The following is a 19,477-nucleotide window of genomic DNA, read 5'->3' as shown; positions in this document are numbered from 1 at the left end:
TCAACTTTTACTGATTTACTTTTTTAATACTCTCTTTTTCTTCTATATGTTCCTCACGATATGAAATATTATGAGGGTCTAATCCATTTCCTAAAGAACCGTAGAAATGTTCTCTATGCGGATCAACTAATTCACTTCCGTGATAATACACACGTGGTGTATTCCAAAGTGCTGCCAATGCTTTTGTCATCGGCATTTCGTGATAGCGTTCCGGCCACATTTCTTTAATCTTCTCTTTTACTAACGGATAGTATTTAGAGCTCATAGCAGGGAACAGATGATGTTCTGTATGATACGAGAAATTGAAATGTAAAACGTCTACCCAGCGCGGCACTGTTACTGATAAACAGTTTGCTAACGGATCATTTACTGGAACAATTGGATTTAAGCGGTGATTTGTTGCGATATATGCCATTACAATAAAGTTAGCAATTAACAACGGAATCACATATGCAAATAACCATTTTCCAGGTCCCATAATAAATAATAAACTAATCCAAACTGTCCAAGGCAAAAGAAGTTGAAGCCATACAGATTTTTGATTCGATGACTTAAATTCTTTTATAAAATGAAAGAACATTCGAGTTGAATGCAATGTAAATTGAATTGTTAGTGACAGGAAACTAAAGAATGAACGTACATGAAGAGGCATACGATATACCCAACTTAAAAACTTACTTTTTTTAAGCTTCTCAAGTGTCGGCCATGCATCTGGATCATTCTCTTCATGCTGTGTATGAACATGATGAGTTGCATTATGCCACTTTCTCCAAAGTTTTGGTCCTGTTGATAATGGCATAAATGCAATCGCGCCTAAGAAATCACGAAGCCATGCCTTTCTTACAACTGTCCCATGTAAAATTTCATGCCCTAAAAACCCAAGTGAAGCAAAACATAGTCCGAGAACAATCGCAATTCCTAGATTTGCCCACACATTCAATTCAAATACACCAATCGCTATTAACCCCGCTAATGCCACAAGTAAATAAGCCAGTCCACCAAATAAACGAGTAGGAACTGGTTTAAATGCTTTTTTTGGCAAATGTGGTGATACACGTGCTGCATACCACCCAAACGTATGAAGCTCCTTCATCCTTTTGCCCCTTTCTTATGCCGCGCCCTGCGCAACTTGCATATATTAATTCTTGCTTCCAGATTGATTTTACTAGGTGATCCAAAAAGCATTTATTATAAGGAAAATATACTCACTCTATCGTCACTTATTTTTCGCTTTTATTATCAATGAAAAACATTTCTCTTTTTACTCTCTATCAACCTTTCCACATGATGAATCATAACAATAGAATTTCTATATTGTCAACAACTTTTATGACCTAGTAATAAAAGTTGGTTATATTTTTATAATCATACTTTATTTCACTAAAAAAAAAGTATAGATTTCATACGGATTTATCCACTATATATATACATATACTTAAATACCATGGACTCTATCTCATTCAAGAATCCTCTATGTAATCAATAAATGGAATCACTTAAATTTAGTTTTATATACATGCTACTTCTTCATAATGCCCTATCAAATTAATTATATTAAAATAATTTAATCCCTCTTTTAATAAAAATAGACTCCTTCTAAAATAACGCACATGAATTTCATATAATATGGAAATATTAAAAGGAAAATTGTTCTAAAATTAGGAGGTTTCCACAATGACAAGTGATACATTTCCACAACTGCCCTTATCTTATTGGATTGAATCTACTCCGTTCCCTACTTTTCCTCGTTTATCCGAAAATATAAAGACGAAAGTTGCTGTTATCGGTGCTGGTATTACGGGTATTACTACTGCCTATTTACTTGCAAAAGAAGGCATCGACGTTGTTTTAATTGATTCTGGTCTTATTTTAAATGGAACAACTGGGCATACAACAGCAAAAGTAACAGCACAACATGATCTTATTTACGACGAATTAATAAATCATTTCGGTGTGGAAAAAGCCAGGCTTTACTATGAATCAAATAATCATGCTCTACAATTCATAAATGACACTGTGCAAACATATAAAATCGACTGTAATTTTTCAAATGAAGATTCATACTTGTATACAACTACTGATAACGGTTTAAGAAATTTATCGAAAGAATATGAAGCTTATCAAAAATTAAATATACCTTGTGACTATGTTCAATCTCTATCGATTCCTATTCCAGTACAATCTGCACTTGTAATGAAAAATCAAGCGCAATTCCACCCCCTCCTTTATTTGAAAACACTTTTAGAAAAGTTTGTGGAGATGGGAGGAAAGGTCTATGAACAAACAACAGCTATGGATGTGGAAAAAGGAGATTATCCACAAGTAATTACAAAAGAGGGGCATCGCATCACTTGTGAATATGTCGTCTCTTGTTCTCACTTTCCTTTTTATGATGCGAATAGCTTTTTCTTTACGCGAATGTACGCAGAACGCTCCTATGCTCTTGCAATAAAAGCAAAAACAGATTATCCAGGTGGCATGTATTTAAGTATTGATGATCCAAAACGCTCCTTACGCTATATAACAAACAATGGAGAAAAGTTGATTTTGATTGGCGGAGAGAGCCATAAAACGGGACAGGGAATAAATACGATGCTTCATTATGAAGCACTCTATTCTTTTGCTGAAGCAACTTTTGGAGTAGATGAAATTCCCTATAGATGGTCAGCGCAAGATTTGATTACGCTAGACAAGCTCCCTTATATCGGACATATTAACGAAAGCAATCCAAATATATTTGTTGCAACTGGATATCGCAAATGGGGAATGACAACAGGAACTGCTGCAGCTCATTTACTGAAGGATTCCATTCTAAAAGTCCACAGCCCATATAAAGAGCTGTTTGCACCATCACGCTTTCATGCAAATCCAGATATAAAAACATTCCTTTCTCAAAACATTGATGTTGCTAAACATTTAATTGAAGGGAAACTTGAAACTGCATTACGTAAACCAGAGGATCTTGAAGTTGGCGAAGGATCCGTTGTACATGTCAACGGTAAACGAGCAGGTGCTTATAAAGATAAAGAAGGAAAACTACATATCGTCGATACGACTTGTACACACCTCGGCTGTGAAGTTGAATGGAATAACGGTGATTGTACTTGGGATTGTCCTTGCCACGGTTCTCGTTTTTCAATTGATGGCGATGTTATGGAAGGGCCAGCAGATCAACCATTAAAACGAGTTGATAACGAATAAAAAAACAAAGAAGTTCAACAAGAATCCTGTTGAACTTCTTTGTTTTTCATGACACCTTTTCATATAAATTTCGACATAAGAAGGGGAATATTAACAGTAAATAAAATAATATATTCATCTACAAATAAAAGGGGTGAATACTATGCAACCTTCTGCTCCACCTCATCTAGAATCTACAGAAACTATCTTTTCAAGCTCTATTACAAAACTTGTTGTTTTTATTTGTTGGCTCGCCATTCTAGCTGACGGATATGATTTAGGTATTTACGGTGCCGTTCTGCCAAAGCTTTTAGAAGACAACAGCTGGGCACTATCACCAGCTCAAGCTGGAACAATTGCCAGCTATGCTCTATTTGGGATGTTTATTGGCGCTATTCTAATCGGAACCATTACAGATTTAATTGGACGAAAGTGGACACTTATATGCTGTTTAGCTCTTTTTTCTATCACAATGGGCTTAGCTGCAATTGCTCCTTCTCCTGAATTATTTGGGCTATCTCGATTTATCGGAGGAATCGGATTAGGCGGTGTTATCCCAACGGCTTCCGCACTTACTGTTGAATATTCATCAAAAAAACGGCAATCTTTTATTTATGCTCTTATGTTTACCGGCTATCCTTTAGGTATCGTGTTAGGTGCTATTTTATCCATGTTTATGTTAGAAGATTTCGGATGGAGAATTATGTTTGGCATCGGAATGATTCCGCTACTCCTCATTCCTTTCATTATTCTTTATTTACCTGAGTCCATTCAATTTTTATTATCGCGGAATCGACAAGAAGAAGTGAACAAAATTCTTAATCGCTTTCAAATTGAATTCCATGTAAAAGATGAAATTTCTGAAGCACCATCTAATATACAAAAGAAAAATGGATTTCTTACGTTATTCTCAAAAGAATACATAAAAGCAACGCTACTTTTTTGGATCACTTATATAATGGGAATGTTTTTAATATACGGTTTAAATACTTGGTTACCACAGATGATGCGTCAGGCAGGATATCCTCTTGGATCTAGTTTATCATTTCTACTTATGCTAAATATTACTGCAGCTATCGGCGCATTATTTGCCGGGGCGATTGCCGATCGTATAGGAGCAAAAATTGTTATTAGCATCTCCTATCTTATGGCAGCCATATGTATTGGACTACTAACAATTAAACCATCTGTTACAATCATTTATCTTTTAATTGGTCTTGCTGGAATTGGATCAGTCGGTATTACTCAAATATTAAATGCTTATGTAACACAATACTTCCCATCACATATACGAGCTACCTCCTTAGGCTGGGGACTTGGACTTGGCCGAGTTGGTGCAATTGCTGGACCTATTCTTGTCGGTATTATTATGACAATGCAATATGACTTAGCATGGAATTTTTACTTATTCTCTTTTGCAGGTCTTATCGCAGCTATATCTGTTTTCTTTATTCCTACAAAATAAAGTGAAACTTTAATCAGTGTTGAGGTGCATCCCCAGCTGATTATTAGTCCACACCAATCAGGCGTTTACGGGCAGTAAGGCTCCCACAAATAGCGGGATAAAAAAAGAGCACAAATTTACTTGTGCTCTTTTTTATTTACTTCAAACAACATATTTCTAAATAGTGTATTCAAACTCTCAATATCAATCCCTAATCCCTTTTCAATCCCTTTCACGTATTGCTGATAATAATCAATTTGTTCTTCTAAAAATTGATTTAACACTTGAATTTTCACTCCAACATCTAATTCCGTACCCGCTTTTTTCTTTATTAACAACTTCTCAATCTCATTCAATACACTACGTTCTATAGATAGTTCTGTAATCAATCGATTAAATTCTACTGGAGGCAATGTCCCTTTCTCTTCTAGCCACTGACAAGTTAAAATAGGACGTAATACATAAAAGTACTTTTTCAACTTTACATTCTCGCCTTGCAAAAATTCACGATAATTTTTTGAAGCCATATGTAAGTAATGATATATCGTTGCTTTTGAATCAAAATTCTTTTCACTCATTTGCTGAAGCTGCTCTGGAAAGTTAGAGTTTTTCGAATAAAAAATTGGTGATCGAATCCACTCAAGTAAAGCTGGATTTGACTTCGCAAACAGTTGTAATGCCTTTTTAATATCCCAGCCACTTATATCTAAGTCATCACTAATTGGATATTCAATTACATCACGTTTATCATGAATTGATAAATACCATTCTACCGGATGTATATAAACAAACCTAACATCATAATCGCTATCTTTCGATGGAAATCCCCAAGCACGACTCCCCGATTCCACTGCAAATAAAATTTTCACATCATTCTCTTCTTCAATTCTTTCTAACTCTAATTCAATTTTTTCTCTCATTTCATACCATCCCCATTTTTTGATTATTTCCTTGGAAATTCGACAAATATACTATTAATTTTACTACACACTAAAATAACTGCCAGAATTTTTCTGACAGTTTAACAAAGACTATTTTTTCTTTTCAATTACAGTAGCGGTAATTCGTTCAAACTCTTTTTGAATTTCCTCTTTATATGCATCCACTTTTGAAAAATCCATAGCAGCAATATAAATTCGTTCTAATTTATCACGAACTGATTTTGCTTTTGCTAAGAAAGACATCGCCTCATTCATTTTTGCTTTATATTGAATGGAAACGTCACGAATTTCTGTAGCATACTTCTCATCCGTCCCCGGTTTAACAATAAGAGCATACATATCTATAATCTCATCACCCACGCGACTTGGAAAATATTCATGTGGTGCGGTACTATCAAAAATTGCAAATCCTAATTCTCTTACAATAACCATATCAAGACTATTCGGGTCAAATCCGCAATGATATACTTCAACGTCAAAACCTTTTTCTTCTGCTGCCTTCGATAACTTTTTGAGCATTGTTGATTTTCCAGAGCCCGGGCGTCCTTTTATAAAATAACGATGTGGCAATCCTTCTGTTAAATTAGGAACAAAATCAACTGCTCCTTTCGGTGTAGCAGCTCCTAAAAAACGATGTTTCACAATCGATTGTTGCCCCTTTTTATCTGCAAATAATTTCTGAATTAGCTGATCTGTTAGTTCATTTGCTTTATTAAAATCAATGTTATTAATATATATTTTCTCCCACTCATCATGTATAACTAATGCCTCTTTAAAACATCCGTAAGCAGATTTGAAAGCCTTGCTCGCTTCTGATACAAACCGTTCAATTTCTACCTTCTGCTTTCTTAATTTACCTGAGTCCCAAGCAACTCCTAAATTTATATACTCTTCAATAACTCCTGGCATTTTCGGCTCAATAACATGCGGTGATGTTCCATCAACAATTCCTACTTTTAATTTCGGAATAATCACCCCATCAACCGACTTATTATCAGAAGAACAATGCAAAAGCTCAATATCATATCCTTTTTCAACCCATTCTCGACCTATTGCCTTAATTAAAGAAGATTTTCCCGTTCCTGGACCACCCTTTAAAATAAACAACCTATCTAGCCCTTTTAAATTCTCTTCGTATAAATTATGAAATCCTCTAGCTGTATTACCACCAGCATAATAATTTAACACATTCCCTGTCACTGCACTCACTCCTTCGCAACAGTCTACTTACATAAGCTACAATATGCGAGCAACTTTATTTGGGTGAACACCTAATTTGTATTGCGTGAAAAAAGGAAATGAATTACAATTTAAATATCGTGAATATTTCGAATTCCGAAACTGAATAAACCTTTATCAAGAGAGGCAGAGGGACCGGCCCTTTGAAGCCCAGCAACCTCAGTTTATAAGAACTGAATAGGTGCTAATTCCTGCAAAATGCATTGCATTTTGGAAGATAAAACGCAACTAGTATGTAAAGCCCATCTTTCTTGATCATGAAAGATGGGCTTTTTATTATTTGAAAAACATATATTGGAGGTATTTAAAATGAAAGTAATTGATCTATCACAAACGTTTGAAAATAATATGTCTCAATTTCCCGGAACACCAACAATCCAACTAGAAACCATTACAAGCGTTGAAGAAACGGGATATCAAGTTACAGATTTCCATTCGGTCGTTCATGTCGGTACACATTGCGACGCTCCCGCGCATTTTATTTCTGGTGCAACAACGATTGATCAATTGCCCCTTGATCAGTTTGTAGGTGAAGCAGTTCTCATCGATGTCACTCATGTTCAAGAGAGAAAACTCCCTAAAGAAGTATTGCATAATGCCGACATAAAAAAAGACGATATTGTCATTTTCCATTCTAATCTATCTAATAAATGGAATACAGAAGCTTATGAGAAAGAAGCATTTTATCTTTCCGAAGAATTAGCTGAAGAACTAGTTGAATTAAAAGTAAAATCAGTCGGTTTAGATTTTATTTCTCCCGATGAGGTAACGACAGAAACATCACCCATTCATCACATACTGTTAGGCAATAATATTTTCTTAATTGAAAACTTAACAAATCTAGATGCTATTAAAGCGAAACGTTTCTTTTTCTCAGCAGCACCTTTAAAAATTAAAAATAGTGACGGTGCTTTCGCAAGGGCATTCGCTGTTATTTTTTAAAATATGGACTACAAAAAAGCAAAGATCATCACTGACCTTTGCTTCTATATTTTTTATTTACATTAAGGAAAAATTGTTCCAACCGGGGACGTACCCAAGCTAAATAATCTTTCTCTTTCTTCTTTGTACAAGCTATCTCTTCCCCATCTACCATTCCAACAAGTTCTAGCTCTAACAGTTGCCTCGTGAATGCTAGTATATTTACTTCTTCTGCTGGATACTCTTCTTTTAATTTCTCCTCAATTTCTCCCAATAAAAAACCGTCACGCATCATTGCCAATGCATCAATCCAAAGTGGCGGCATTTCATATTTTTCTCCTGTAATTGTATCTTTTACAATATAATTCTTTTGCTCTTTTCGAAATTGAATCGTGTGTAAGCATACAGTCGAATTTAATGTTAATTCCATCAATACCACCTCTTTCATCATATCTGCATAGAAAAAAGGATGCGCGGGCACCCCTTCTTTTCTTTTCATAACACTACCGAACCGTTACATGAGTAACCAATCTCATGTCGATATTTTCCTCCATTATAAACGAAGTATTTTATAAAAAAAACCCTTCTTGAAACATTTTATTAAATGTTTATATTTACACAAGAAGAACACTTTTCTGAAAAATATTTTCTTCTACTTCGCTACATCGTCGGTAAATAAATTTCCACTTTCGTTCCCACACCCATACTACTTTGAATCGTGATACTCCCTTGATGTTCTTTAATAATTTTATATGTAATCATTAAACCAAGCCCTGTACCATTCTCCTTCGTTGTGTAAAAAGCCTTTCCAATCTTCTCTAATTTTCCTGCCTCTATACCAAATCCTTGATCCTCGACAGCAATACACAAATACCCATTAGTTTTTTCATATGCCCGAATATGAATATCCCCACCTTCTGGCATTGATTCTATTCCGTTTTTAATAATATTTAACAACACTTGTTTTAATTGTTTATCATCACCGTTTATAACGGGTAAGTTTCCATCTATTTGCAAATAAACTTTCACTTTATATTGACTCGCATAACTTTCCATTAACTGCACAACATATAAAAGGATTTCCCGTATGTTACACCATTCATAATTTGTTGGTTTCGGTTTTCCTAATAACATCAATTCGCTAACAAATCCGTTAATTCTCTCAATTTCTTGTAACATTATTTCATAGCTCATCATATCTTCAGGGTTTCTTTCTTTTTGCATTTGCGTAAACCCCTTCAAAGCCGTTAATGGATTTCGGATTTCATGCGCAATTGTTGTAGACATAGTCCCAATTACAGCTAAATTTTCCGTCTCTTTCATATTGTTCATCATTTCAACAACCGTTCTTACATAAGATTGAAATCGTTTCAACAAAGAATGTGAAATAATGAAATAGAATACACATAAGACAAGCGGAATCACAACTTTTAGATCTTGTAGTATCAATGTAAAAAGTACGTACTTTCCAATTACACTAAAGGAAACTAAATAAAAATATTTTCTGTTCACGAAAACCGGTGCAAATAAAATTAATAACATTTCTACCATACTACCATGTTCAAAAGCTCTATCCGTTCGCAAATAAATCATTAAATTATTTATAAGATTGATAAACATGTAGCCAAATAAAAATAAATATTTTATAGAATATACATAACCTCTTTTTTGAAGATACATTGAAATAGGGAATAATGCTATTACAAATATATATACGCCTATCCCAAGGCTTCCTTCTGGCCATCCTACCGTTGTTCCATTAATATTCATAGCAGGATATACAAAATAATATATAGCGTCATATGAAAAAAATATAATATAGAATAATAATATAAATACCTTTAAAGCTTTTCTTTCTTCATAAATCAAGCTCTTGTATTTGTTCATATAAAAACTCCCCTTGATCGATACGAAAAAAAATCCCCACCGTTATCTCCTTAAATTATAAGTATGAAATTGCTTTCAGGGCAATACGTAACCTTATAATACTAAAAAGGAAGGAGACTTCTCCTTCCTTTCTAGTCACAACTTATATCCATCTGACCCTATCATGTAGCAGTCCATCCGTAAAATCATTATGCCCTATTACAAAATCCTTCATATATAAATTTAAATATTCACCGTACTTACTTTCTGTATTTAATAATAATTCCTCGACATAATAAGCACCTTGTCCAAAGTGATCTAAAAGTAAACTACACAAACCTGCATAAATTCCGCACCCTACTTGGAAGTAAGTTGCATTCGTTTTATATTTATGAAAAACTTGGCTACTATTCATTACGTTATACATATACGTCTCGCCATTTTCATAAACGAGTAATACACCTACTAGATCCTCTCCTGCAACCTCTTCTTCCGCTGGATTGAATACTTTACGATTCCAGTTCCATAAATCTTCTACCTTATCTAAGTTCTGTCTAATTACATTTGTTGTATACTCATTAATTCGGTAAAGAAAACCAACTTCCATGTTGAAATTTTTCCCTAAAATTAAAACTTCCTCATGTGGCATTAAGCAACCATAAAACTCTCTTTTTCCTAACTTCACTTTATACTCTGAAGCATATACATCCTCATAAAAATAAAGAGGACGATGATGACTCATATACATCGGATAACTCCATATCGCTTCGTCTAGAAATCGCTCTACTGCCCATGACGTATAAAGTGTATACGGCTTTATAAGTGCCGTATCATTCAAAAACGACGTATCATGTTCTACAATATAGCATGCTTGTGGCTGTTCATTCGGCCGTTCTTTCATAAGTTCAACAACCATCCATTGAACAACACCTGGATTCATACCTGAACCTATAATCGCTTTTGTATTTGTAAATTTTTCTTTCTCTTTCTCAAACCTCGTATATCGTTCCGTAAGCTGAAATCCAAGTAAACTATCGTCCTGATCTACTGCCTCATTTTCCAAAGCTGAATTAATATAAAAGATTCCAAGTTCATTACAACAGCTCAGTACCCTGATCGTATCTGCACCCGAAACATCAATAACAACACTCGTACTTTTTTCTGTTAAATGCTGTTTAAATTTCACTACATCTTGAAGGTCTATTTCATATAATGACAAATGACCTTTCAAATTTGGAAACAACTCATCATAATAAGCCCTATCTTTTTGTTTTATATCAACCAAATGAAATGTAACATTCTTTATCACTTCATAAATTGGATCTTTTTCATTTGCTATCGCTTGATTTAAAATTGCTAAAACTGCCTTCGCTGCTCCACCAGCACTACCAAGTAATGTAATCGATAACGAATTTGGAAACGGCTCCACAAATAAAACCCCTTTAGTAAATTAGTTGAGCAGTTCTTCCTCAAAAAATAAATTGAATACATCAAAAGGTGGCTCGTACATATTTTTTATAATTTAGCACAAGATTGCCTCTTCAAAAATCATACTAACATAATTTATATTCAATTCATTTTTCCCCCTCATATCCAAATCGAACTAAACAAACAGGCCCGACCTTTCCTTCTGCATATAAAAGAAAAAGCCAGCCCTTTCAACTAGCCTACGGACAATGGACAGATTTTACATGTTGAATATTCACATACATTTTTGCATCACGCGCTTTTAATATTTCAATATGTCCTTCATCGATCTTCGCCATTTTTCCAATTTTATTGGATTCCTCACCTAAATCGAACACCATAATCTTTCCATACATTTTAATAAGTTGCTCCTCAAACGTTCGAGCTAACGTAATATTTAATGGATTTACGGGGAGTTCATTTTTATTGAGGGAATAAGGCACTTGGTTTTCTTTATACGGAATTAACCATTTTAAGTGCTTTAAAGATATATATACAGTTTTATAGACTGGACTATAAAAAACAATATAATCGTTCATTACACTTGTAACATATCCATGTATTGGAGCATTACCTGCTACATAAATTTCTGTGAAAATCCCTTTAGATGTGCTTAATACTTTCCTCAAAGAAATTGAAGGAGATTCCCTTTTAATTACAGAATCTACATCAGGTTTTAATATTTCTTCATCATATGGTCTTAAAAACTTATAATATTGGATATGATATAAAGATATATATACGTAGTCTTGTCCATTGTAAAGAACAACAATATCATTTCCTACATCGATTAATACGCCTTTAAATCTCTTTTCACCAATTAATTTAACATATATATTTTCTCCAATACTTTTGTGTAACTCATTCATCTATATCCTCCTTCCTATGAAATTACAATTTCCCTTTCTTTTATTCTAAAAATAATCAGGGGCAATGTTCTGTTTTTTAATAGTAAGAAACCCTTTTTCATATATCCAAAAATAATTACAGAGAAATATGAAATCATTCTTCATTTTCAATCATAATGCCCCTTTTATTTATTAAACATTATTCTTCTTCATTCTTTTTGTTTTTAACTATTTGACTCACACTCTTAATATGGGAATTAATCACATAAATGACCTCATCACCATTAACTAGTGTAATATTTCCATCATGTATATCACTTAATAAACCTTCCACACACTCTGGTCCACCACGATTAATCTTTATCCATTTATACTTCAAGTCATTTAATGCATCTAAAAAAGTATCTTCTTCCGCATAAAAACATGAACCATATTCTCCTTGTGCCTCTTTCACTTTTCTGACTAGACTCTTCACATGTTTCAGTTGATAATACACTAATTCTCCATGAGGTAATTGTAGTGTAAGGTAATCTTTTCCTAACAATGACAGTACACCTACTCGACTTTCCGGTCCACGAAGATTTACTTTTACATTCTCACCAACTAAACCTTTGATTTGATCACAGCATAATACATCCTCCAAATTCATACCCTCCTTTCTGTTTTATCTTCCTCTACTTGATTGTCTTAGTGCGCGAGCTCGATTTGAATTATTGCTGTTTTCATTACTTTTCTCATTACTACTCTCATCACTACTCTCATCACTCTGTCCACTTACAGATGCATTATAATTAACACTCTTAATATGAGATAGTGCAATTAATACAACTTCTTCTTTAATAATCAATGTTACATAACCGCCAGAAACATCTTGTAAAATACCTTCAATTTTCTCTGGTCCACCACGGTTAATTTTCACCCAGCGGTATTTGAAGCTTTGAAGTAGCGTTTCAAAGTCTTCTGCAATGTCTTCTTCCACCCATTCTAAATCACCTACTCCACCATCTTTCGTATTTTGGGTAATGCTTTTCAGATGGCGAAGCTGGTAGTAATGGCTCTCTCCTTTTTCATTCTCTAATCCGAAGTAGTCCGCACCTAATGATACTATTGTTCCTTTTTGAGATTCTGGTCCACCTCTGTTCACTCTTACATAAGATCCAATTAAGTCTTTCAAAAAATCCCAATGAAATAAACTCACGAGAAAACCCCTTCCATTAATTTATAAGCTTTTGCACTGATAGTATATGTATCTGTACAGGTTACGTTCTCTATGTTTGTCCTAGCTCGAAAAAAATATGCTTTTAACATGGTAGACTACTACCTATCAAAATTCTAAGAAATCCTGAGGGCTCCTTAGGATTTTGATGTCTTTAGATAAAAAAATCCCGTATGAAGATACATTTCTGCATATCTTCATACGGGATTTCCTAAAGTTTAGTCTTCGTCTTTAACGTCCATATCTTCTGGAATTGGTTCGTTTAATATTTCTTCCACTAATTGTTTATATTTCTCCATTTGTTCTAAATGCGTGTTGAATTGTTCTTTATTTAATAAATATTGCTCTCCATCGAATAGCGCACGAACTTTCTTTTGCTGAATTAGCTCTTCAATATACGATTTTGGTAAATTCAAATACTCCGCAGCTTCTTCTATTGTTATATACAATGCGTTCATTCCTTTATTGTTTTTTCATATATACTGTATCTTACTTTATTTTTGTAAACAAATAAAAAAGATTTTGTAAATGCAGTTTAAAAAGCAGGTAGAACCATTCCATATATTGTATAATAATATAGTAAGTATTTTTTTAAATATAGAATGGTATCACCCATTTACACAAAGGAGAGTTAACATATGGCTACTCGTCACATCATTACAATGTTAGAAAAAACATTACAAGTTGAAACAGAAAATACAACTTCTCATTTAACTACATCTTTATCTGATCGTATTCTTTCTCAAGGCGTAGCAATACACGAAAACAATTGTTATCATACAATTGGTGAATGGTACAAAAATCATTTCTTATTCCAACAAGATGATTTTCTATGGGCTAAATATGCTTTCTACGACGCATATTGTGAAGCGATAAAAAAACAAGGGCATCTTACAAAACGCGTTCGTCAAATATTAGAATCATTGGCTCGAAAACATGGAAAACAATACATTGCTTCTATACTAAATATGCCATTTCCTAATGAACGAGCAAAAGGAACAGCGTAAACAAAACATAGATTCATTGTTTTCTAGACTGATTTACAAATAAAATGTTCATGTCATATGAACTGATGAAACCGGTGTCATAATAATGATTGAAAATATAGTAAACAGGAAAACCCCCATTTACATCTCTCGTCTATTTGAATAGAGAAGTAAATGGGGGTATACTTGTACCTTTATCCGGCTATTTGTGGGTAGTAAAAGCCCGATTGGTGAAGGTTAATAATCAGTGCAGGATAGCCCCCACTGATTAAAGTTTCACTTTATTATTTCATCATTTGCTTTATCAATTCTCGATTTCGTTTTTTAAATACTTCATTATGCGAAGAAACCATTCCGTACTCACTTGCATCTGGCTGAATAAATTGTTTCGCTTTATTCACAGCATTTCCAGCATCTTGGAATGCTCCCGCAATTAAATGCAATTTCCCATCATGTTTCAAAATATCTCCCGCAGCATATAATCCATCTACAGAAGACTCACTATTTGCATTACCTGCAATATAAAAATCATCTATAATCGCAACGTCCAACTCACTATTTTCTAATAATGTAATGTCACGTTCATATCCATGATTAATAATAACTTCATCAATAGGTAAATGAGAAACTTCACCTGTCTCATGATTCGTTAATTCTACATATTCAATCGCTTCATGATTATCACCAGCAATTAATTTTGTAATCGATGTATTCAGAAAACACTTCGCTGAGCTGTTCATTAGCTGTTTTACTTGTGCTTCATGACCAGATAATTCTTCTTTTCTATATGTTACATACACTTTTTTCGCGATTGGTTCTAATTCGTTCGCCCAATCAACGGCAGAATTTCCTCCACCAGAAATAATGATCGTTTTATCTTTGAAACGCATTAAAGATTTAACTGTATAATTTAAATTCGATACTTCAAATCGCTCCGCACCTTCAATCGATAACTTTTGCGGTTTCAATATACCGCTTCCAGTTGCGACGATAATTGTTTTTGAAAAATGTTCTTCGCCAGTACTTGTTTTTAACGTAAAAGTTCCATCTTCATTACGAATAATTGATTCTACTTTTGTATTTAATACAACTTCCGGCTTAAATGTTAGCCCTTGCTGTACAAGTTGTTCAATTAATTTATCACCTGTAACTGGCAATAGCCCTCCTACATCCCAAATCATCTTCTCCGGATAAACATGTATTTTTCCACCTAACTGTGGTTGAAATTCTATTATTTTCGTTTTCATCTCTCTAAGTCCACTATAAAAAGCTGAATAAAGCCCTGCAGGTCCTCCGCCTATTACAGTTACATCAAACAATTCTTCTCGATTCATTCGTGCTCACTCCTCAGCTACTAATCATTGATTATCATTCTCAATAAAATATAACCTGTTTCCGCAAAATTTACAATCAAAATTACTATTGACAATACACCTATATAAAATTATATTATTTAAAGAATCAATAGTGATAATCATTATCAACTTGTTAATAATTAGCAAATTTGGGATTACATCTTCTTTCATTAATATGGTTAATACTATATTGTAAAATCTCACCTTCAAGATTTTTAATAAATATTTTGCATTACCACTACTCTTTCAAAAAGATTGCAGTTAAACAAATTATTGTATACACATACATCTATGTTAAAGGAGAAAGACGATGAAAAAGTTATTTATTTCACTAACAGTTCTTTTCGTTCTTGTTATGAGTGCTTGTAGCAACGGCTCTACAGACAAAAAGAACGATGCAAAAGGTAGTAAATCAGAAACAATTACATACCAATCTGAAAATGGTAAAGTAGAAGTTCCTGCAAATCCAAAACGCGTTGTTGTTTTATCAGCATTCGCTGGTAACGTAATGTCATTAGGAGTAAATGTTGTTGGGGTAGATTCATGGTCTAAACAAAACCCACGTTTTGATAGTAAACTTAAAGATGCTGCTGAAGTATCAGATGAAAATGTTGAAAAAATCGCTGAACTAAACCCTGATTTAATCATTGGTTTATCAAATATTAAAAATGTCGATAAGTTAAAGAAAATTGCTCCTACTGTAACATACACTTACGGAAAAGTTGATTACTTAACACAACATTTAGAAATCGGTAAGTTATTAAACAAAGAAAAAGAAGCAAAAACTTGGATTGATGATTTCAAGAAACGTGCACAAGAAGCTGGTAAAGAAATTAAAGCAAAAATTGGTGAAGATGCAACAGTATCTGTTGTTGAAAACTTCAATAAACAGCTTTATGTATACGGCGAGAACTGGGGCCGCGGAACAGAAATTCTGTACCAAGAAATGAAATTAAAAATGCCTGAAAAAGTAAAAGAAAAAGCTTTAAAAGAAGGTTACTACGCATTATCTACTGAGGTATTACCTGAGTTTGCTGGTGATTACTTAATCGTAAGTAAAAACAAAGATACTGATAACTCCTTCCAAGAGGCAGAATCATACAAAAACATTCCAGCAGTAAAAAATAATCGCGTATACGAAGCAAACATGATGGAATTCTATTTCAATGATCCACTTACATTAGATTTCCAACTAGACTTCTTCAAGAAAAGCTTTCTTGGTAAATAATACAAACATGAGGAATTCTTAATTTAAGAATTCCTCTTCCTTTATTCTATGAACAGAAAAGATGTGAAACGAATGACAAAAGATCATGACAATCCACGTTCTATAGCTTTTACATACAAACTAATTTTGAGCATAATTGCATTCTTTCTACTTTTTATGGTTGCAATGGTATTAGGGGCTGCAGATACTTCTATAAAAGACGTATGGTTAGCACTCACTTCCTCGGCTCAAGGAGACAAAATATCTATTATTCGTGAAATACGTTTACCACGTGAAGTTGCTGCTATTTTTGTAGGGGCTGGACTAGCCGTTTCTGGGGCAATTATGCAAGGATTAACACGAAACCCCCTTGCAGACCCTGGCTTACTTGGGCTAACGGGTGGCGCAAATGCTGCACTTGCACTAACACTTGCTTTCAACCCTTCCATAAGCTATCTGTACTTAACATTAGCTTGCTTTATCGGGGCTGCGGTAGGGGCAATTATGGTATTTGGAATTGGTATGGTGAAAAAAGGCGGACTTTCTCCTCTTCGAATTGTATTAGCAGGTGCTGCAGTTTCAGCATTTCTACTCGCAATTTCAGAAGGAGTCGGCATTTACTTCAAAATTTCACAAGATGTATCACTTTGGACTGCTGGAGGGGTGATTGGAACTACTTGGAGTCAATTGAAAATTATTATTCCAGTCATTTCAATAAGTATCTTTATCGCTATCTTATTTGCAAGAAAATTGACAGTCCTTAGTTTCAGTGAAGAAGTTGCTGTTGGACTCGGTCAAAAAATCATTGTTATTAAAACAATTTTGTTTATCATTATTATCTTACTTGCTGGTGCTTCTGTGGCGCTTGTCGGAAATATGGCATTTATCGGTTTAATGATACCTCATATGGTGCGTCCTATTGTTGGTCCAGATTACCGATTTATTATTCCGATGTCAGCAATTGCTGGTGCTTCCTTTATGTTACTTGCAGACACAATCGGACGTACAATTAATGCTCCGTATGAAACACCCGTTGCTGCTATCGTCGCAATTGTAGGATTACCATTCTTCCTATTCATTGTTCGTAAAGGAGGAAAAACATTCTCATGATGCCATCTATTTTAAGAAAACAACGTCTTATTATACTCGCATTACTTATACTAACTATTACAACCATTGTAATTGGAATGGGACTCGGTTCAGCATCTTTATCTTATGATCGACTACTCCCAACGCTAATGGGACAAGGTTCATTTAAAGAAGAATTCGTTTTATATTCTTTAAGACTACCTAGAATTATCATTACAGTATTAGCTGGTATGGCACTCGCTTTATCAGGTGCTATCCTTCAAGGCATTACACGTAACGATTTAGCTGAACCTGGTATTCTCGGGATTAACTCTGGTGCTGGTGTTGCTGTTTCTATTTTCTTTTTATACTTTCCAATAGATGTAGGTTCATTTCTTTATTTACTACCAGTCGTTGGATTTATCGGGGCTTTTCTTACAGCTGTTTTAATTTACGTATTTTCATATAGTCAATCAACAGGGCTTCAGCCAATACGATTAACATTAACCGGTATCGGTTTTTCATTTGCACTATCTGGAGCAATGATTGTCCTTATTTCATCTGCTGATCGTATGAAAGTCGACTTTATCGCCAAATGGATTGCCGGAAACATTTGGGGAGATGATTGGATCTTCATTTTCGCAATGCTCCCATGGTTAATCGTATTAATTCCATTTGTTTTCTATAAAGCAAATCGATTAAACATTTTAGCATTAAACGAACCAGTCGCAATCGGCGTTGGAATTGAAATTGAAAAAGAACGCAGATACTTATTAATTGCAGCCGTTGCACTTGCAGCTGCAGCAGTTTCCGTAACAGGAGGAATTAGCTTTATCGGGCTGATGGCTCCTCATATCGCAAAATCTTTAGTAGGCCCAAGACATCAAATCTTCATGCCTATCGCCCTTTTAATCGGCGGATGGCTATTACTATTAGCAGACACAATCGGACGAAACATCGTTGAACCTAACGGTATTCCGGCAGGTATTGTCGTTGCTTTAATTGGTGCTCCTTACTTTATGTATTTATTGCTTAAGAAAGCATAAAAAACACCCTCAAGAGTGCAATCTTGAGGGTGTTTTCGTTTCATTCTACCGCTGCCCATATCCTTCAAACTTCTTCGCTAAATTCTCCATCTCATCTTCTGGCAATAACTTCGGTTCTCCGACGCTTTTCGTTTGATAATAAATTTGCGCACAAAATTCAATTTCTTCCGCAACAGTAAATGCCATTTTTATATTATTTGCACCTGCAATTAAACCGTGGTTCGCAAGTAATACTGCACGGCGATTAATCATGCCTTCAAAAGCAGCCTCTGCTAATTGCTTCGTACCAAATGTTTCATACGGTGCACAGCGTACATTCGGGCCTGCGAAAGCAATTAAATATGAAACAGCAGGAAGCTCCCACCCTAATGATGCAATCGTCTTCGCATAAGGTGAATGTGTATGCACGAGCGCATTTATATCTTCACGATTCCTATAATAAATAAGATGCATATCTAGTTCACTTGACGGTTTTCTCTCACCTTCTACTACTTCACCATCTAAGTTTAATATAACTACATCCACGGGCGTTGTTTCATAATAATCTAAACCACTTGGGCTAATTGCAACTAGGCCTTGTTCACGATTGAAAATACTAATATTTCCGCCGGTCCCCTTTGTTAAACCGCTAGAAATCATTTTCCTTCCGTACGCTACAATTTCTTCTCTTTCTTTTTGTAATAACATATACAT

The 19,477-nt window shown here is 34.5% G+C and carries 19 protein-coding genes and 1 riboswitch; of the genes, 7 read left to right on the top strand and 12 right to left on the bottom strand.

Annotated elements, in window-relative coordinates:
* Positions 1–7: 7 nt before the first annotated feature.
* Positions 8–1,093, bottom strand: coding sequence for a fatty acid desaturase family protein (locus MHH42_RS02075; protein WP_000661208.1), 1,086 nt, complete (start codon positions 1,091–1,093; stop codon positions 8–10).
* A gap of 581 nt (positions 1,094–1,674) precedes the next feature.
* Between MHH42_RS02075 and MHH42_RS02070 the strand changes: the two genes are divergently transcribed.
* A complete protein-coding gene (locus MHH42_RS02070) occupies positions 1,675–3,201 on the top strand; it encodes an FAD-dependent oxidoreductase (protein WP_340892821.1) in 1,527 nt (508 codons plus the stop codon).
* Positions 3,202–3,343: 142 nt separating this feature from the next.
* Positions 3,344–4,645 (top strand): MFS transporter, encoded by a 1,302-nt coding sequence (locus tag MHH42_RS02065; protein ID WP_001183101.1) that lies wholly within the window; start codon positions 3,344–3,346, stop codon positions 4,643–4,645.
* Positions 4,646–4,761: 116 nt separating this feature from the next.
* Here MHH42_RS02065 and MHH42_RS02060 read toward each other — a convergent pair whose 3' ends face one another.
* Both MHH42_RS02060 and MHH42_RS02055 read right to left on the bottom strand, forming a co-directional pair.
* On the bottom strand, positions 4,762–5,544 hold the full coding sequence (locus tag MHH42_RS02060) for a nucleotidyltransferase domain-containing protein (protein ID WP_097872768.1): 783 nt from the start codon (positions 5,542–5,544) through the stop codon (positions 4,762–4,764).
* 111 nt (positions 5,545–5,655) lie between these two features.
* Positions 5,656–6,765, bottom strand: coding sequence for a PRK06851 family protein (locus MHH42_RS02055; protein WP_000147480.1), 1,110 nt, complete (start codon positions 6,763–6,765; stop codon positions 5,656–5,658).
* 150 nt (positions 6,766–6,915) lie between these two features.
* A riboswitch (SAM riboswitch) is annotated at positions 6,916–7,028 on the top strand.
* A gap of 85 nt (positions 7,029–7,113) precedes the next feature.
* Here MHH42_RS02055 and MHH42_RS02050 point away from each other — a divergent pair.
* On the top strand, positions 7,114–7,746 hold the full coding sequence (locus tag MHH42_RS02050) for a cyclase family protein (protein ID WP_000862992.1): 633 nt from the start codon (positions 7,114–7,116) through the stop codon (positions 7,744–7,746).
* A gap of 28 nt (positions 7,747–7,774) precedes the next feature.
* Here the strand turns inward: MHH42_RS02050 and MHH42_RS02045 are convergent, their stop codons facing one another.
* From MHH42_RS02045 to MHH42_RS02015, 7 genes are all read right to left on the bottom strand, one after another.
* Entirely contained in the window at positions 7,775–8,155 is a 381-nt protein-coding gene (locus MHH42_RS02045) for a hypothetical protein (protein WP_000424106.1), read from the bottom strand.
* Positions 8,156–8,385: 230 nt separating this feature from the next.
* A complete protein-coding gene (locus tag MHH42_RS02040; protein WP_098637757.1) occupies positions 8,386–9,612 on the bottom strand; it encodes an ATP-binding protein in 1,227 nt (408 codons plus the stop codon).
* 142 nt (positions 9,613–9,754) lie between these two features.
* On the bottom strand, positions 9,755–11,020 hold the full coding sequence (locus MHH42_RS02035; protein WP_000433167.1) for a hypothetical protein: 1,266 nt from the start codon (positions 11,018–11,020) through the stop codon (positions 9,755–9,757).
* A gap of 238 nt (positions 11,021–11,258) precedes the next feature.
* Positions 11,259–11,927, bottom strand: a complete 669-nt coding sequence (locus MHH42_RS02030; RefSeq protein ID WP_001003899.1) for a hypothetical protein — start codon at positions 11,925–11,927, stop codon at positions 11,259–11,261.
* A gap of 178 nt (positions 11,928–12,105) precedes the next feature.
* The gene (locus tag MHH42_RS02025) at positions 12,106–12,549 is read right to left on the bottom strand and encodes a hypothetical protein (RefSeq protein WP_016107436.1); all 444 of its coding nucleotides are present in this window, start codon (positions 12,547–12,549) and stop codon (positions 12,106–12,108) included.
* A gap of 21 nt (positions 12,550–12,570) precedes the next feature.
* Positions 12,571–13,104 (bottom strand): hypothetical protein, encoded by a 534-nt coding sequence (locus MHH42_RS02020; RefSeq protein ID WP_000051643.1) that lies wholly within the window; start codon positions 13,102–13,104, stop codon positions 12,571–12,573.
* A gap of 236 nt (positions 13,105–13,340) precedes the next feature.
* Positions 13,341–13,580 carry a helix-turn-helix domain-containing protein gene (locus MHH42_RS02015; protein WP_002037874.1) on the bottom strand — a complete coding sequence of 80 codons (240 nt, stop codon included), beginning with the start codon at positions 13,578–13,580 and terminating at the stop codon, positions 13,341–13,343.
* Positions 13,581–13,760: 180 nt separating this feature from the next.
* On the opposite strand from MHH42_RS02015, the gene MHH42_RS02010 reads away from it, so the two are divergent.
* Positions 13,761–14,129 carry a hypothetical protein gene (locus tag MHH42_RS02010; RefSeq protein WP_000235486.1) on the top strand — a complete coding sequence of 123 codons (369 nt, stop codon included), beginning with the start codon at positions 13,761–13,763 and terminating at the stop codon, positions 14,127–14,129.
* 263 nt (positions 14,130–14,392) lie between these two features.
* Here MHH42_RS02010 and MHH42_RS02005 read toward each other — a convergent pair whose 3' ends face one another.
* Positions 14,393–15,442: an NAD(P)/FAD-dependent oxidoreductase gene (locus tag MHH42_RS02005; RefSeq protein WP_340892810.1), complete on the bottom strand. Its 1,050-nt coding sequence runs from the start codon at positions 15,440–15,442 to the stop codon at positions 14,393–14,395.
* Positions 15,443–15,773: 331 nt separating this feature from the next.
* Between MHH42_RS02005 and MHH42_RS02000 the strand changes: the two genes are divergently transcribed.
* From MHH42_RS02000 to MHH42_RS01990, 3 genes are read left to right on the top strand one after another with little or no spacing between them, the layout of a single operon-like run.
* Entirely contained in the window at positions 15,774–16,691 is a 918-nt protein-coding gene (locus MHH42_RS02000; RefSeq protein WP_340892808.1) for an iron-hydroxamate ABC transporter substrate-binding protein, read from the top strand.
* Between the two features lie 48 nt (positions 16,692–16,739).
* A complete protein-coding gene (locus tag MHH42_RS01995) occupies positions 16,740–17,780 on the top strand; it encodes a FecCD family ABC transporter permease (RefSeq protein WP_142331312.1) in 1,041 nt (346 codons plus the stop codon).
* Positions 17,777–18,784 (top strand): FecCD family ABC transporter permease, encoded by a 1,008-nt coding sequence (locus MHH42_RS01990; protein ID WP_000982878.1) that lies wholly within the window; start codon positions 17,777–17,779, stop codon positions 18,782–18,784. Before MHH42_RS01995 ends, MHH42_RS01990 begins: the two co-directional genes overlap by 4 nt.
* A 45-nt stretch (positions 18,785–18,829) precedes the next feature.
* Here the strand turns inward: MHH42_RS01990 and MHH42_RS01985 are convergent, their stop codons facing one another.
* Entirely contained in the window at positions 18,830–19,471 is a 642-nt protein-coding gene (locus MHH42_RS01985; RefSeq protein ID WP_000926573.1) for an L-fuculose-phosphate aldolase, read from the bottom strand.
* Positions 19,472–19,477 lie beyond the last annotated feature (6 nt).

The sequence above is a fragment of the Bacillus sp. FSL L8-0099 genome, from assembly GCF_038006385.1.
In the GTDB taxonomy this organism is placed as follows: Bacteria; Bacillota; Bacilli; order Bacillales; family Bacillaceae_G; genus Bacillus_A; species Bacillus_A toyonensis.
The sequence above is the reverse complement of the archived record's forward strand: the minus strand, read 5'-3'. Positions and strand labels throughout refer to the sequence as shown.

Excerpts from the sequence above, each read along its gene's own strand:
- MHH42_RS02015 (WP_002037874.1), bottom strand. The coding sequence starts at position 13,580 with ATGAACGCATTGTATATAACAATAGAAGAAGCTGCGGAGTATTTGAAT.
- MHH42_RS02030 (WP_001003899.1), bottom strand. The coding sequence starts at position 11,927 with ATGAATGAGTTACACAAAAGTATTGGAGAAAATATATATGTTAAATTA.
- MHH42_RS02070 (WP_340892821.1), top strand. The coding sequence starts at position 1,675 with ATGACAAGTGATACATTTCCACAACTGCCCTTATCTTATTGGATTGAA.
- MHH42_RS02040 (WP_098637757.1), bottom strand. The coding sequence starts at position 9,612 with ATGAACAAATACAAGAGCTTGATTTATGAAGAAAGAAAAGCTTTAAAG.
- MHH42_RS02050 (WP_000862992.1), top strand. The coding sequence starts at position 7,114 with ATGAAAGTAATTGATCTATCACAAACGTTTGAAAATAATATGTCTCAA.
- MHH42_RS02065 (WP_001183101.1), top strand. The coding sequence starts at position 3,344 with ATGCAACCTTCTGCTCCACCTCATCTAGAATCTACAGAAACTATCTTT.
- MHH42_RS02010 (WP_000235486.1), top strand. The coding sequence starts at position 13,761 with ATGGCTACTCGTCACATCATTACAATGTTAGAAAAAACATTACAAGTT.
- MHH42_RS01995 (WP_142331312.1), top strand. The coding sequence starts at position 16,740 with ATGAACAGAAAAGATGTGAAACGAATGACAAAAGATCATGACAATCCA.
- MHH42_RS02060 (WP_097872768.1), bottom strand. The coding sequence starts at position 5,544 with ATGAGAGAAAAAATTGAATTAGAGTTAGAAAGAATTGAAGAAGAGAAT.
- MHH42_RS01990 (WP_000982878.1), top strand. The coding sequence starts at position 17,777 with ATGATGCCATCTATTTTAAGAAAACAACGTCTTATTATACTCGCATTA.
- MHH42_RS02045 (WP_000424106.1), bottom strand. The coding sequence starts at position 8,155 with ATGGAATTAACATTAAATTCGACTGTATGCTTACACACGATTCAATTT.
- MHH42_RS01985 (WP_000926573.1), bottom strand. The coding sequence starts at position 19,471 with ATGTTATTACAAAAAGAAAGAGAAGAAATTGTAGCGTACGGAAGGAAA.
- MHH42_RS02075 (WP_000661208.1), bottom strand. The coding sequence starts at position 1,093 with ATGAAGGAGCTTCATACGTTTGGGTGGTATGCAGCACGTGTATCACCA.
- MHH42_RS02000 (WP_340892808.1), top strand. The coding sequence starts at position 15,774 with ATGAAAAAGTTATTTATTTCACTAACAGTTCTTTTCGTTCTTGTTATG.
- MHH42_RS02005 (WP_340892810.1), bottom strand. The coding sequence starts at position 15,442 with ATGAATCGAGAAGAATTGTTTGATGTAACTGTAATAGGCGGAGGACCT.